This window comes from Enterococcus sp. DIV0358 (assembly GCF_051713465.1).
GTDB lineage: Bacteria > Bacillota > Bacilli > Lactobacillales > Enterococcaceae > Enterococcus > Enterococcus faecalis.
This window is the reverse complement of record NZ_JBIOPX010000001.1, coordinates 2,296,933-2,310,395: the sequence shown is the minus strand read 5'-3', so window position 1 is coordinate 2,310,395 and position 13,463 is coordinate 2,296,933. Positions and strand designations below refer to the sequence as shown.

Genomic DNA, 13,463 nt, shown 5'->3' with positions numbered 1-13,463 from the left:
TATCTGTAAAGAGTATACAAGATTTCCTTTCTTTTGTGATATCAAATTTTTACAGACAAAGTAGTAAAATTTGACGTTTCTTATTTTGGCAAGGTTATAGGCTTGTTTTGGGGCTTGAAATAGCAAGAATTAATAGTGATTTAAGGGAAAATATTAACATATGTAGAAGTATTTTTATAAGAAATAACGAGAAAAAATCAATAAGTATGTTCTTGAGGGCTACTTTTTGACGTTTTCTAATTAAAACTTAATAAAAAATAGCAGAAACAAAGAAAAAATGTGCTTACAAGAAGTAATCCGCATTTAGCTAGGAAGTTAAGAATGTGCATGTTATTTTCAAACAAATAATAAGAATCCTATTTCAATCCTTTACAGAGGAACAAGGACTTCGTATAATAAAGGGACGAAAAGGAGCGAAAGTGATGAGAAACGAAATGATGCATCGACCAGTCGTTAAACCAGAATTGGTTGAGTATATGCGTACAAAACAAAAGAAACTTCCCGGAGAATTAGGTGCAGTGGAGGCGGAAGCCAATGAAGCAGGGGTGCCGATTATTCCGCACGAAACAGTAGTTTTTCTACAATTTTTGCTAGGACAACTAAAGCCCAAAAATATTTTAGAAATCGGGGCAGCAATTGGTTTTTCTTCAAGCTTGATGGCCCAATTTGTTGGTGAAGATGGTCACGTGACCACGATTGATCGTTTTGACGTAATGATAAAAAAAGCGAAGAAAACCTACCAACGCCTAGACTTAGAAGAAAAGGTCACTCTTTTAGAAGGACAAGCAGCTGAGATTCTACCAACGTTGGAAGGACCTTATGACTTTATTTTTATGGATAGTGCCAAATCAAAATACATTGAATTTTTACCTGAATGTTTACGGTTGCTACCAGTTGGCGGCGTTTTAATGGTGGATGATGTATTTCAAGCTGGGACAATTTTAGACCCTGCTGAGGAAGTACCGAAAAAAAATCGAGCGATTCATCGTAAATTAAACCAATTTTTAGATGTAGTCATGGCGCATCCTGATTTAACTTCTACTTTAGTTCCTCTTGGTGATGGAGTTATTTTAATTACCAAAGAGAAAGAAACGATTATTTTAGATAGTTAAAGAATGTCTTCACAAAAAGAAAGCGAATCATTAAAAAGCAAGTTCTTTTAATGATTCGCTTTCTTTTTTATGTTATTTAAAAAGTTATCTCACTATTTCTAATTGAGAATTATAATCATAAAATTCTCAATATGACAGTATTATGTGTTAATAAAACCTCTTTTGTTTATAATTATTCTATTGACGGAATAATTATAAACTGTTATCCTTAAAGAGTAAAAAAACAGAGGAGGAACGACAATGAATTTAATTAATCAAAAACTTTTTGACTTTGAATGTGATGCCTATCACGATGGTGAATTTACACGAGTATCAACAGAAGATATTTTAGGAAAATGGAGTATTTTCTTCTTTTATCCAGCTGATTTTTCTTTCGTGTGTCCTACGGAATTAGGGGATATGCAAGAGCATTATGCGCATTTACAGGAATTAAATTGTGAGGTTTACTCTGTTTCAGAAGATAGTCATTATGTGCATAAAGCATGGGCTGACGCTACAGAAACGATTGGAAAAATTAAATATCCAATGTTAGCCGATCCCAACGGTCAACTTGCTCGTTTCTTTGGCGTTTTAGATGAAGCTTCTGGAATGGCTTACCGTGCTTCATTTATTGTGAGTCCAGAAGGTGAGATTAAATCTTATGAAATCAACGACATGGGTATTGGTCGTAATGCTGAAGAACTTGTTCGTAAATTAGAAGCTTCTCAATTTGTAGCAGAACATGGTGATAAAGTTTGTCCAGCCAATTGGCAACCAGGAGAAGAAACGATTGCGCCAAGCTTAGATTTAGTTGGTAAAATTTAAATTCGCTTTGTAAATAGAGGTCAAAGAGTTGGATAAAACAGAGAAAATGTTTTGTTCAGCTCTTTTTCTGAAACACAGAAGAAAGAGGAGAAGCAAGTGACAGAAGAAATCTACGATTTGATTATTATTGGTGGCGGCTCAGCTGCTTTATCTGCAGGTATCTATGCAGGTCGCGCAATGATGGATACCTTAATTATTGAAAAAGACAAAATTGGCGGACAAGTAACGACGACTTCTGAAATTGTGAACTATCCAGCGATTCGTCACACAACAGGTCCAGAACTAATGGAAGAAATGCGCATTCAAGCACAAGACTTCGGTGTAGCTTTTACAAACGACGAGATTATTGATGTTGATTTTAGTCAAACGATAAAAACTGTTCAATCGGCGAGTCAAACCTACCAAGCATATGCAGTATTGATTGCGACAGGAGCTTCTGCTCGTAAAATTGGTTTCCCTGGTGAAAGTGAATTTACAGGACGCGGCGTGGCCTATTGTTCTACTTGTGATGGGGAGTTTTTCCAAGGCCTAGATATTTTTGTGATTGGTGGCGGTTATGCAGCAGCGGAAGAGGCCGTTTATTTGACACGTTACGGTAAATCAGTAACGATGATTATCCGAGAACCTGATTTTACATGTGCAAAATTAACTGCGGAGGCGGCTAAAAATCACCCGAAAATTAAGATTGTTTATAACACAGAAGTGAAAGAAATTATGGGCGATGATTTTGTCCGGAAAGCTGTGTTTGTCAATAACCAGACGGGAGAAGAAACGGTTTATGAAGCACCAAAAGACAGTACATTTGGTCTGTTTGTTTTTGCTGGAAATAAACCAAGTACAGAAATTTTTGAAGGGAAAATTGCCTTAGACCGTGGGTATGTGCCAACAACTGAGAATATGGAAACTAATATTCCCGGAGTTTATGCAGCAGGAGATTTACGAATAAAAGAATTACGTCAAATTGTGACGGCGGTTGCAGACGGTGCAATTGCCGCCACTCATGCGCAACGTTACGTGACAGAACAAAAAACACAGGCGGGCCAACCGATTGTAACGAAGCGAATGACTGAACGATTAGCTAATCAATCTGCCCCTGAAACAAACAGTCAGCAACCAAAAGAAAAACAGTCAGCGAAAGTTACTGGTAAGCATCAGTGGTTCCCAGAAAGTATGCGCCAACAATTAAACGGTATTTTCGCTAAACTAACCAAAAAAGTGACATTACTTCAGTTTTTGGATGCAAGTGATGAAAAATCATTGGAACTTCAGTCATTCTTAACAGAATTTGCAAGTCTGGATCAGAAGATTACTTTAGAAACGATTTTGAAAGATACTGAGCCAGCCAAAGAATTGCTGTATGGGATTGAAAAAATGCCTAGCGTTGTGCTCTTAGATGCGGCAGGAAACTATACAGGAATTAAATTTAGTGGTATTCCTAGTGGCCATGAAGTAAACTCGTTGGTTTTGGCGGTTTATAATGTCGGCAGCGAGGGGCAGCCGTTAGAAGCAAGTCTGCAAAAGAACATACTTGCATTGCCAAAAAGAAAAATAGAAATCTTTGTTTCACTAACATGTCATTTCTGTCCCGATGTCGTGGCGGCTTGCCAACGTATTGCATCAATTAATCCTCATGTGGAAGCAGAAATGGTGGACATTAGTCTATTTCCAGAGTTGAAAAAAGAAAAGAAAATTATGAGCGTTCCAGCAATGCTGATTGATGGAGAACAAATGATTTTTGGTTCAAAAACAATGACCGAAATTATTGAAGCCTTGGCTTAAAAGAGGCGGAAAAAAGTAATTAACCTAAAGAACCTAAGTCATTCAAAAAAGTGAGAAATACGTCGAGATGACGTATTTCTCACTTTTTTCGCATAGTTAGTCAAGTACCTTTTTTGATTAAGCGATTGAGTTTCCTAAAAAGAACTAAAAAGACACAACAGCAAATGAACAATAGGCTTCCTGTTAGTGGTAAAAAGATACCTTGCATGTAGCTATCGATATGCATTAAACCAGGTACCTCGCTGAAAAAATCATGGATAAACTGTTGAATGAGCTTATTGGCTAGAAAAGCAGCTAAAGGCAAAACAAAAATCAAATAATAGATGGGTTGTAAGGCATAGCTAATTAAAATTTGTAATTTTGTCGTACCTAAAAGAGCTAAGATCAGTAAGTCGTTTTTTTGCTCTAAAAAAGTTAGGAAGAAAGCTCGACAAATATAACTAATCAGGAAGGAAAAGAGTGTTCCAGCGCTGATTCCAGCCAAACCTCTGAAAATTTTCAAGGGAGGAATCACTGCATAATTATCAAGAAGAATCATTTGTGAAAGCCATCGAGAAAACAACAAAGTCAATAATAGAGCAGAAAAAGTCAGAAAACTAATAATAAAGATAAGAATCAACGTACTAAATTGTTTTTTTGAGCGCCACGCATTTTTGAGAGAGTCTGTGAATAAGTAAAGAATCGAATACATCATCGCGTCCTTTCTGAAAAATTTTTGGTTTAGCGGAAAAGTTATGTAAAAGAAAAGACGTTATCTCCTGCCAACTAGCTGCTGAAAGAGATAACGCCTTCGCTGGAAACAAGAACTGGATTATTTCACCAATACTAATTTTTTTAAAGGTTCAACCCCAAATCGTTGTTCTTGTTGTAAAAGAATTTCGGCACAAGCTCGGCTATCTTCTAAAGCATCATGATGATTATTTAAAGTGATATTGAGGTTTTCACAAACGGTATTTAATTTATGATTAGGAAATTCAGGAAACAGTTTGCGACTCGTTTTGACTGTACATAAAGAAAGGTAATTAGGTTGTTCTAAGCCATAGTAATCTAAACAGCCAGCCAAAACACTACAATCGAAACTTGCATTGTGGGCGACCACTAACCGATTTGGTTGAAAACAATGCTGAATTTGTTGCCAGACTTCAGGGAATTTGGGCGCATTGACAACATCTGATTCATGAATGCCGTGAATTTGCGTATTTCGCCAGAAAAAAGGTGTTTCTGGCTTGATTAACGTATAAAATTCATCCACAATCCGACTATTTTCTACTTTAACAATTGCAATGGAACAGGCACTATGTTTATCATAACTAGCTGTTTCAAAGTCAAAAGCGTAAAAGTTCATTAAAAAAACTCCTTTCAACGCGTTGAGTAACACTTAAAAATCAAGTACAACTTCCACTGGACAATGATCACTACCAAGAATATCTGTATGGATTTTAGCACTGACTAAACGTTCATTCAAGGATTCTGACACAACGAAATAGTCAATCCGCCAACCTGCGTTATTTTTTCGTGCGTTAAAGCGATAACTCCACCATGAGTAGATGCCCTCAGCTTCTGGATAAAAATAACGGAATGTATCAGTGAAGCCACTGTCTAATAACTCAGTAAATTTTTGCCGTTCTTCAGGCGTGAACCCCGCATTTTTTTGATTGGTTTTCCAATTTTTTAAATCAATCTTTTGATGAGCTACGTTTAAGTCACCGCAAAGAATTACGGGTTTTTCTTGATTTAATTCGTTTAAGTAGGCACGAAAAGCATCTTCCCATGTCATTCGATAAGCTAAACGCTTTAGTTCAGCTTGTGAGTTCGGTGTGTAGCAAGTGACCATGAAAAATTCTGGATATTCTAAAGTGATCACGCGGCCTTCTTGATCGTGAGCCTCGATACCTAAGCCATAGCGAACACTTAACGCTTCTTCTTTAGCGAAAATTGCTGTGCCAGAATAGCCTTTTTTTTCGGCGTAATTCCAATACTGATGATAGCCAGGAAGTTCTAAATCAATTTGCCCAGCTTGTAATTTTGTTTCTTGTAAACAGAAAAAATCTGCATCTAATTCATTAAAAACATCCATAAAATTCTTTTTAACAACCGCTCGTAAGCCGTTGACATTCCAAGAAATACATTTCATTGTTGAAACTCCTTTCAAATAAGAAACGCTTTTGCTCGTTTCAGTGCAAACCAGAACCAAAGAAAAGGTCGCTTGGTGCTTTCTTCTATTCTAATACTTTTTAAAGAAGTTTTAAATACTTGAAAAGAAAAAGAGAAAATGACTGATTTTTGGAAAGAAGTAGTCTATGATAAAATAGTAAAAAGAGCAGAAATGAGGACAACGAATGAAAATAGGAGTCATTGGTTTAGGAAACATTGCACAAAAAGCGTATTTGCCAACTTATAGTGAATGCCGTCACTTGGCGGAGTTTGTATTAGCGACTAGAAACCCAGAAACACGACAAGAAATCGCTAATAAGTATGGCTTTACAGAAACCGTTGGGACCATAGAAGAATTGATTGAAGCGAAGATTGATGCTTGTTTTGTCCATGTAGCCACAAAAGTGCATGGTGCAGTCGTTCGCCAATTATTACAGGCTGGTATTCACGTCTTTGTGGACAAACCTTTAAGTGAAGAGCTTGCTGAAGTCAAAGAATTACAAGCATTAGCAGCAGCAAAAAATCTGCGCCTGATGGTTGGCTTCAATCGTCGTTTTGCCCCTTATACGGAAGTATTGAAAAATATTCCTGAAAAACAAACAATTTTTATTAAAAAGAACCGCATCAATACAACGAGAGAAACAAGTTTTATGATGTATGATTTATTTTTACATGTCGTTGATACCGCAGTTTATTTAGCGGAAGGACCGCTCCACGTGGTGCAGTCAAAATTAGTGGAAGAAAACGGTCATTTAAAACGAGCAATTTTACAATTAGAAACCGAACAGACAACAATTGTTTGTTCTATGGATTTACACTCTGGGGCCAATACAGAAACTTTTGAAGTCACCAGCCCCACAGGTACTTATCGCTTGGAAAATTTAACGCATTTGACCATCCAAACAGAAGAAGAATACCAAGTAAAAGAGATGGGAGATTGGACGCCAACATTGGAAAAAAGAGGTTTTTACCAAATGGTTACTGCTTTCATCCAGGCCATTCAAAAACCGCAAGAGCAAGAGTTGAAACAAGAAAAAGTCTATGAAAGTCATGCGTTATGTGAAGAAATGCTACGCCAACAACAACGACATGTCCTTTAAAGAGGACTAGCAACTTTCTTTCTATCGTGCTAGAATAAGACAGATATTTTGAAAAGAAAGGACTAACTTTCGTGAACACTAAAGCTATGTTAGAAACATTAAACGAAATTACTTTATTAGTAGATGAACCATTAAAAAACGTAACCTTTACCAAAACAGGCGGCCCAGCTGATGTGTTGGCCTTACCCAAAACAAAAAAAGAAGTCGAACAGATTGTGGCGTATTGCCGAGAACAAGGGCTTTCATGGTTAGTATTAGGCAATGCTAGCAACTTGATTGTTCGTGATGGCGGTATTCGCGATGTCGTGATTATGCTAACAGAAATGAAAGAAATCAAAGTAGCCGGTACCACCATGGTTGTGGATGCTGGTGCCAAACTGATTGATACAACCTACGAAGCCTTAGCAGCTGATTTAACTGGTTTTGAATTTGCTTGTGGTATTCCAGGAAGTGTCGGCGGTGCTGTTTATATGAATGCTGGAGCATACGGCGGGGAAATTAAAGATGTTTTCCAATCTGCAGAAGTGCTGTTGGCAGACGGCACTATCCAAACCATGACGAAAGAAGACCTGAATTTCCGTTATCGTCATAGTGAAATTCAAGAATTACATTGCATTGTCTTGCAAGCAACGTTTGCTTTAGAAAAAGGAAACCATGCAGAAATTAAAGCCCAAATGGATGAATTAACGGAACTTCGTGAACTGAAGCAACCGCTAGAGTATCCCTCTTGTGGCAGTGTTTTTAAACGCCCTGTTGGTCATTTTACAGGGAAATTAATCCAAGATGCTGGCTTACAAGGCTTAAAATGGGGCGGTGCTCAAATTTCCGAAAAGCATGCGGGATTTATTGTTAACATCGATCATGCAACCGCAACAGATTATGTGGAATTAATTGCACATATCCAAGAAGTGATTAAAGAAAAATTTGATATTGAATTGCAAACGGAAGTTCGAATTATTGGTGAAGAAGTCTAAAAAATAAGCTAGGGAGGTAAGTCATTTTGACTTGCCTCCCTAGCTTTAAATCCTAATATAAAGGTCGTAAATTTTACTCGTCTTCTAAATTTTCCAATTCTACAACTTTAAAGTTTTTCCGCTCTAAATGTTCTACAATGGCTGTACACGTTTCGGCAGTTGTGCCGGCTGGCAAAGTAATAAGTGTGCGACGAACAAATTCTTCACTATCAACATCCAATGTAATACAGCTGGCGATGCTGCTATATTTGGCAATGATTTTTGAAATGGCTGCTAAGTCGCCTTGTTGACCAACTGAAGCAATCGTTAAAACATAGCTCCCTTGTTTTACATTCCAAGATTGCGCTAAAATATTTAATAAGGTGCTGTGTGTTAAAATACCATAAAAATAATTATTTTCATCTAAAACAGCAATGTAAGGTAGTTCTTTAATAGTAAAAAATACCTTGAAAAATGAAGTGTTGACATAAATAAATTTTGTGGCATTTTTTAACAAATAGGTAACAGGTAAACTCATATCGCCACCATTTGCTTTATGGCGGTAAATATGCATTTTATAGATATTTCCTCGGAAAATTTTTCCAGATTCGTCTAAAATTGGGACACAACGGTAACCTGAGTCTTCTAAAATAGAAAGAGCTTCTTCTAGAGTACAAGATTCATTGACGGTTGTTAAATTATCTTTTTTAATAACTACAGATTTTAATAACATAAACAGGCCTCCTAAAGGTTCATTTTTAATAAATTTATCATATCATAACTTAGCAGAAAACAATAGCTGAGACCTCAGAATAAAAGCAATTTTGTTAAAATAAATAGAAAATAAAGAAAAATCAGATATTTTATAAAAGAAATCAAGCACGTATTCGCGATAATGGTAAAAAATTACGTAAGAATCGGCACAGCGCTTCTTTAAAAAGTAAATTAAACTTTGACAACTTTTTCGAATAATGGTACTGTTAAGAAGTAAATTTGTGAATAGAGGAGGTCGAAGAACATGGCAACAAAGAAAGCAGCTCTTGCTTGTTCCGTTTGTGGCTCTCGCAACTATTCTAAATCCGTTAGTGAAGGTAAACGTGGCGAACGCTTAGAAATCAATAAATTCTGTAAATATTGTAATCAATACACGTTACATAAAGAAACGAAATAGATTTAGAGGAGGGTATCAACATGAAATTTTTCCGCAGCGTTGCTGATGAGATGAAGCAAGTAACTTGGCCAACAAAAAAACAATTGCGTAAAGATACATTAGTTGTAATTGAAACATCTATTTTATTTGCAGCATTGTTCTTTATCATGGATACTGTTATCCAAACGGCATTTGGCTGGATTTTAAAATAATTAATTCTAGTATTTCCCGACGAGGGGTGCTATAATAGTATTCGAGAAAAAGCTTCGGGAAACTGAGCTTTTTTTATTTGCTCGAAAAAAATAAACTAAAACATTTAAAGGAGCCGAATCAGTAATGGAAACTTTTGAAAGAAATTGGTACGTATTGCACACCTATTCAGGCTATGAAAATAAAGTAAAAGCAAACATTGAATCACGTGCACAAAGCATGGGAATGGGCGATTATATTTTTCGTGTCGTTGTACCAGAAGAAACAGAAAAAGAAGTCAAAAATGGTAAAGAAAAAGAAATCGTTCATAAAACTTTCCCTGGTTATGTGTTAGTGGAAATGATTATGACCGATGATTCTTGGTATATTGTTCGTAACACGCCAGGCGTAACTGGTTTTGTAGGCTCACATGGTGCTGGTAGTAAACCCGCTCCTTTATTACAAGAAGAAATTAACCACATTTTACGTTCAATTGGCATGAGCACCCGTCAATCAGACTTAGAAGTAGCGCTAGGCGATACAGTGAAAATTATCGAAGGTGCCTTTTCTGGTCTTGAAGGTGTTGTGACAGAAATCGATGAAGAAAAACAAAAATTAAAAGTAAACATCGATATGTTTGGTCGTGAAACAAGTACAGAATTAGACTTTGAACAAGTCGATAACATTGATTAATAAGCAAGCTGACAAACTATTGTTCAGCTGATTGATACAGATTGTAGGGTCTGGAAAAGCAGTCAACTGACTTCTTTTCCAAGCCCTTTTTTAGTTCATCGCAGAAAGGAATGAAAAAATGAAACATGCCCAAAAATATCGTTATTTTTCTTTGCTAATAGGTCTTGTTCTATTATTAAGTGCTTGCCAAATTGGGGCAAGCACGAAGAATGACAATCAAGCCGCCACAAAAGAAGCAACTGTTGAGTTAAACCGCACACCAACACCAACACTTTTTTTTCATGGTTACGCAGGAACTAAAAATTCGTTTGGCTCGTTACTGCATCGCTTGGAGAAACAAGGTGCCACAACTCAAGAATTAGTGCTACTCGTTAAACCTGATGGGACCGTGGTTAAAGAGCGAGGAGCTTTAAGTGGCAAAGCGACGAATCCCAGTGTTCAAGTTCTATTTGAAGATAATAAAAACAATGAATGGAATCAAACAGAATGGATAAAAAACACATTACTCTATTTACAAAAAAATTATCAAGTGAACAAAGCCAATATTGTCGGGCACTCTATGGGTGGTGTTAGTGGTTTACGTTATTTAGGAACCTATGGGCAAGACGCATCGTTACCTAAAATTGAAAAATTCGTCAGCATTGGAGCACCTTTCAATGATTTTATTGATACGAGTCAACAGCAAACCATCGAAACGGAACTAGAAAACGGCCCCACAGAAAAAAGTAGCCGCTATTTGGATTATCAAGAGATGATTAATGTTGTTCCAGAAAAACTGCCCATTTTATTAATTGGTGGTCAATTAAGTCCAACAGATTTAAGTGATGGAACGGTACCGTTATCTAGTGCCTTAGCAGTCAACGCCTTGCTAAGACAGCGAGGAACTCAAGTCACTAGCCAGATTATTAAAGGAGAAAATGCACAACATAGTCAATTACATGAAAATCCTGAAGTAGATCAATTGTTAATCGAATTTTTATGGCCGAGTAAAAAATAGCAAAAAGGCACATGTTCCATAAAAAATGGAACATGTGCCTTTTTCTATACTTGGGCTAGCGAAATAGCTTTTTTCAGCTATAATAAATAAAATTATTTATTTTTAGGAGATATTGGAATGGAATCCTCATGATTTAAATAAGCACAAATCAAGGCTTCAAAGGTGATTAATGTTTGGCCAAAAAACATTTGTGGCTGAGCGACACTTGTTGAAAACGGGCTGTAAGAGTCAGTTGAAAAAACGAGATCTGCCAGTCGACCAAGAGTTGAATTTTTGGCACCAACAAAAGAAATGATAGGATGTTTTTTCTCTTTCGCAAGCAGAGCTGTTTCTTTTAGGTATTTTTCTTCACCAGAATGTGAAAGAATGATAAAAAGAAAATTCTGATTATTTTGACTATTTATCAAATGAGTATAGGCTGTTGTGATGCTGGGGATGCCATGAAAATTGAAAACTTCACTAATGTAAGCCGCCAAATGTCGTGAAAAGTCATGACCTAAAATAACAAATAAATGACTCTTGTGTTTGGCAAGCAGTCGACAAAACTCGTTGGTTGTTTCAAATGAAGGCGCTGTTTCAAAAGGGATTGGCTGAGAAAAATGGGCTTCTTTTAATTTGTAAATAAGTTCATTATAACCTGATAAATTTAATTTTTTGGCTAAACGAATGATGGAACTAGGCGAAGAAAAGCAGTGTTTGGCAACTTCTCGAATACTCAAATCGGCCGCGTTCGTACTTTGTTGTTCCAAATAATACAAAATCTGACTTTCTGTTTTTGTTAAATGATACGTTTCTTTTAAGTAATCTAAGTTCATGAGCAAACCTCCTTTATCAGATTATAAATAATTTTGTGGGAAAAAGGTATCAAAAAATAAAAAATGAGGTGTTTTTATGAAAAGGGCAACAAAGCAAAGGCTGTCTTTGGCAGCAATCATGGTTTTACTTCTCTCGGGCTGTGGAAGTGTTGGGAAAGAAACCAAAAAGCAAGAACAACAGGTATTACGGGTCGGAATTGATTCGGAATTATCAACGGCAGACGTGTCGTTGGCAATGGATAATACAGCAGCAGATGTAATGAGCCAAGTAGGGGAGGGACTTTTCTCCTTTGACGAAAAAGGAGAAGCTAAACCAGCATTGGCAACTGAAAAAGTACAGCCCTCCAATGATGGTTTAATCTATACTTTTACGATTCGAAAAGATGCAAAATGGAGTAACGGCGAGCCGATCACAGCCAATGATTTTGAATACTCTTGGAAGCGCACAGTGGACCCAAAAACAGCTTCCCCGCAAGCGTATTACTTTGAAGGGCTAAAAAATTATCGTGCTATTGTTGACGGTGGCAAATCTAAAGAAGAGTTAGGGGTAACAGCCATTGATGACCATACCTTGGAAGTAGAGCTAAGCTATCCTATGAGTTATTTTCAACAATTATTGGCGGTACCAGCTTTTTATCCTTTAAATGAAGCATTTGTCGAAAAAACGGGCAAAAACTATGGTACATCAGCTGAGTCAACACTTTACAATGGCGCCTTCACATTAGAAGGTTGGGATGGCACGAATAATACTTGGTCCTATGTGAAGAATAAAAATTATTGGGATCAAGCGAATGTTTCGCTAGATAAGGTGGATGTCCAAGTAGTTAAAGAAGTCAATACTGGGAAAAATCTTTTCGAAGGGAAAGAATTAGATGTTGTAAAAATTTCTGGAGAAATTGTTGCACAAGAACAAGGCAATGCAGCTTTGAAAATTCGTGAAATTCCTGGAACGTATTATATCCAATTAAATACGCAAAAAGATCTTTTGGCAAATAAGAATGCACGTCGAGCGATAGCATTATCATTGAATTCTGAACGTTTAGCTAAAAATGTTTTAAATGATGGCTCAAAAAAAGCACTTGGCTTCGTGCCAACAGGTTTCACTAATCAAGAAACGCAAAAAGATTTTGCAGAGGAATTAGGAGATTTAAATCCTAGTGAACCAGAAAAAGCGAAAGAGTTATGGCAAACGGCTAAAAAAGAATTAGGAATTGAAAAAGCGGAGCTAACGATTTTAAGTTCGGATACAGAAAATGCTAAAAAAATCAGTGAGTATGTTCAAGGAGCTTTAGCAGATAATTTAGAAAATTTAACAGTCAATGTTTCACCAGTTCCTTTTAATAATCGTTTAGAAAAAAGTCGCAGCGGAGATTTCGACATTGTGGTTGGTGGCTGGACGCCAGTATATGCTGATCCAATCGATTTCTTAAACTTACTGCAATCAAAAAATTCCAATAATTTTGGTAAATGGTCTAATAAGACCTTTGATCAGTTGCTTCAAGAAGCAAACGTAACTTATGCAAATAAATATGAAGAACGTTGGAAAACATTACAAAAAGCGGATCAATTGGTTGCGGAAGAAGCACCCCTAGTTCCTCTTTATCAATTAACAGAAGCACGCTTAGTGGACGATTCTGTCCAAAATTTAGTCTATGGTCCATTAGGTTCAGGCTATTACAAATCAGTCTCTATCAGTGACAAGTAAAGGTTGGGAAAA

At 36.6% G+C, this 13,463-nt stretch carries 15 protein-coding genes; 10 read left to right on the top strand and 5 right to left on the bottom strand.

Annotation, left to right across the window (positions count from 1 at the left end):
• Window positions 1-422: 422 nt before the first annotated feature.
• The 3 genes from IGK70_RS11145 to IGK70_RS11135 all read left to right on the top strand — a co-directional run bounded on the left by IGK70_RS11145 (window position 423) and on the right by IGK70_RS11135 (window position 3,695).
• Window positions 423-1,112 carry an O-methyltransferase gene (locus IGK70_RS11145; RefSeq protein ID WP_002381418.1) on the top strand — a complete coding sequence of 230 codons (690 nt, stop codon included), beginning with the start codon at window positions 423-425 and terminating at the stop codon, window positions 1,110-1,112.
• 240 nt (window positions 1,113-1,352) lie between these two features.
• Window positions 1,353-1,916: an alkyl hydroperoxide reductase subunit C gene (gene ahpC, locus IGK70_RS11140; protein WP_002356396.1), complete on the top strand. Its 564-nt coding sequence runs from the start codon at window positions 1,353-1,355 to the stop codon at window positions 1,914-1,916.
• A 96-nt stretch (window positions 1,917-2,012) separates the two neighbouring features.
• Window positions 2,013-3,695: an FAD-dependent oxidoreductase gene (locus IGK70_RS11135; protein ID WP_104874334.1), complete on the top strand. Its 1,683-nt coding sequence runs from the start codon at window positions 2,013-2,015 to the stop codon at window positions 3,693-3,695.
• Window positions 3,696-3,795: 100 nt separating this feature from the next.
• Here IGK70_RS11135 and IGK70_RS11130 read toward each other — a convergent pair whose 3' ends face one another.
• From IGK70_RS11130 to IGK70_RS11120, 3 genes are all read right to left on the bottom strand, one after another.
• The gene (locus IGK70_RS11130) at window positions 3,796-4,386 is read right to left on the bottom strand and encodes a hypothetical protein (protein WP_104855968.1); all 591 of its coding nucleotides are present in this window, start codon (window positions 4,384-4,386) and stop codon (window positions 3,796-3,798) included.
• 120 nt (window positions 4,387-4,506) lie between these two features.
• Window positions 4,507-5,040, bottom strand: coding sequence for a 3'-5' exonuclease (locus IGK70_RS11125; protein ID WP_002356400.1), 534 nt, complete (start codon window positions 5,038-5,040; stop codon window positions 4,507-4,509).
• 33 nt (window positions 5,041-5,073) lie between these two features.
• A complete protein-coding gene (locus IGK70_RS11120; protein ID WP_002367205.1) occupies window positions 5,074-5,829 on the bottom strand; it encodes an exodeoxyribonuclease III in 756 nt (251 codons plus the stop codon).
• Between the two features lie 205 nt (window positions 5,830-6,034).
• Here IGK70_RS11120 and IGK70_RS11115 point away from each other — a divergent pair, with 205 nt between their 5' ends.
• Both IGK70_RS11115 and murB read left to right on the top strand, forming a co-directional pair.
• Window positions 6,035-6,949 carry a Gfo/Idh/MocA family protein gene (locus IGK70_RS11115; RefSeq protein WP_010817608.1) on the top strand — a complete coding sequence of 305 codons (915 nt, stop codon included), beginning with the start codon at window positions 6,035-6,037 and terminating at the stop codon, window positions 6,947-6,949.
• 86 nt (window positions 6,950-7,035) lie between these two features.
• Window positions 7,036-7,923 carry a UDP-N-acetylmuramate dehydrogenase gene (gene murB, locus IGK70_RS11110; protein WP_438775331.1) on the top strand — a complete coding sequence of 296 codons (888 nt, stop codon included), beginning with the start codon at window positions 7,036-7,038 and terminating at the stop codon, window positions 7,921-7,923.
• Window positions 7,924-7,996: 73 nt separating this feature from the next.
• Here the strand turns inward: murB and cbpA are convergent, their stop codons facing one another.
• Entirely contained in the window at window positions 7,997-8,635 is a 639-nt protein-coding gene (cbpA, locus tag IGK70_RS11105) for a cyclic di-AMP binding protein CbpA (protein ID WP_002365057.1), read from the bottom strand.
• A 285-nt stretch (window positions 8,636-8,920) separates the two neighbouring features.
• On the opposite strand from cbpA, the gene rpmG reads away from it, so the two are divergent.
• The 4 genes from rpmG (at window position 8,921) to IGK70_RS11085 (ending at window position 10,931) form a co-directional block, all read left to right on the top strand.
• Window positions 8,921-9,073: a 50S ribosomal protein L33 gene (gene rpmG / locus IGK70_RS11100; protein ID WP_002356408.1), complete on the top strand. Its 153-nt coding sequence runs from the start codon at window positions 8,921-8,923 to the stop codon at window positions 9,071-9,073.
• Window positions 9,074-9,093: 20 nt separating this feature from the next.
• Complete coding sequence (gene secE / locus IGK70_RS11095; RefSeq protein WP_002356409.1) at window positions 9,094-9,264, top strand: preprotein translocase subunit SecE; 171 nt, start codon at window positions 9,094-9,096, stop codon at window positions 9,262-9,264.
• A gap of 124 nt (window positions 9,265-9,388) precedes the next feature.
• Entirely contained in the window at window positions 9,389-9,934 is a 546-nt protein-coding gene (nusG, locus tag IGK70_RS11090) for a transcription termination/antitermination protein NusG (RefSeq protein WP_002384070.1), read from the top strand.
• A gap of 118 nt (window positions 9,935-10,052) precedes the next feature.
• Complete coding sequence (locus IGK70_RS11085) at window positions 10,053-10,931, top strand: alpha/beta hydrolase (RefSeq protein WP_010712763.1); 879 nt, start codon at window positions 10,053-10,055, stop codon at window positions 10,929-10,931.
• A gap of 92 nt (window positions 10,932-11,023) precedes the next feature.
• Here the strand turns inward: IGK70_RS11085 and IGK70_RS11080 are convergent, their stop codons facing one another.
• A complete protein-coding gene (locus IGK70_RS11080) occupies window positions 11,024-11,746 on the bottom strand; it encodes a MurR/RpiR family transcriptional regulator (protein ID WP_104855972.1) in 723 nt (240 codons plus the stop codon).
• A 76-nt stretch (window positions 11,747-11,822) separates the two neighbouring features.
• Here IGK70_RS11080 and IGK70_RS11075 point away from each other — a divergent pair, with 76 nt between their 5' ends.
• On the top strand, window positions 11,823-13,451 hold the full coding sequence (locus tag IGK70_RS11075) for a peptide ABC transporter substrate-binding protein (RefSeq protein ID WP_104845551.1): 1,629 nt from the start codon (window positions 11,823-11,825) through the stop codon (window positions 13,449-13,451).
• Window positions 13,452-13,463: the final 12 nt, after the last annotated feature.

What these genes read in the sequence shown, in the direction of transcription:
- IGK70_RS11145 (WP_002381418.1), top strand. Translation starts at nt 423, where the DNA reads ATGAGAAACGAAATGATGCATCGACCAGTCGTTAAACCAGAATTGGTT.
- ahpC (WP_002356396.1), top strand. Translation starts at nt 1,353, where the DNA reads ATGAATTTAATTAATCAAAAACTTTTTGACTTTGAATGTGATGCCTAT.
- IGK70_RS11130 (WP_104855968.1), bottom strand. Translation starts at nt 4,386, where the DNA reads ATGTATTCGATTCTTTACTTATTCACAGACTCTCTCAAAAATGCGTGG.
- IGK70_RS11125 (WP_002356400.1), bottom strand. Translation starts at nt 5,040, where the DNA reads ATGAACTTTTACGCTTTTGACTTTGAAACAGCTAGTTATGATAAACAT.
- IGK70_RS11120 (WP_002367205.1), bottom strand. Translation starts at nt 5,829, where the DNA reads ATGAAATGTATTTCTTGGAATGTCAACGGCTTACGAGCGGTTGTTAAA.
- IGK70_RS11115 (WP_010817608.1), top strand. Translation starts at nt 6,035, where the DNA reads ATGAAAATAGGAGTCATTGGTTTAGGAAACATTGCACAAAAAGCGTAT.
- murB (WP_438775331.1), top strand. Translation starts at nt 7,036, where the DNA reads ATGTTAGAAACATTAAACGAAATTACTTTATTAGTAGATGAACCATTA.
- cbpA (WP_002365057.1), bottom strand. Translation starts at nt 8,635, where the DNA reads ATGTTATTAAAATCTGTAGTTATTAAAAAAGATAATTTAACAACCGTC.
- rpmG (WP_002356408.1), top strand. Translation starts at nt 8,921, where the DNA reads ATGGCAACAAAGAAAGCAGCTCTTGCTTGTTCCGTTTGTGGCTCTCGC.
- secE (WP_002356409.1), top strand. Translation starts at nt 9,094, where the DNA reads ATGAAATTTTTCCGCAGCGTTGCTGATGAGATGAAGCAAGTAACTTGG.
- nusG (WP_002384070.1), top strand. Translation starts at nt 9,389, where the DNA reads ATGGAAACTTTTGAAAGAAATTGGTACGTATTGCACACCTATTCAGGC.
- IGK70_RS11085 (WP_010712763.1), top strand. Translation starts at nt 10,053, where the DNA reads ATGAAACATGCCCAAAAATATCGTTATTTTTCTTTGCTAATAGGTCTT.
- IGK70_RS11080 (WP_104855972.1), bottom strand. Translation starts at nt 11,746, where the DNA reads ATGAACTTAGATTACTTAAAAGAAACGTATCATTTAACAAAAACAGAA.
- IGK70_RS11075 (WP_104845551.1), top strand. Translation starts at nt 11,823, where the DNA reads ATGAAAAGGGCAACAAAGCAAAGGCTGTCTTTGGCAGCAATCATGGTT.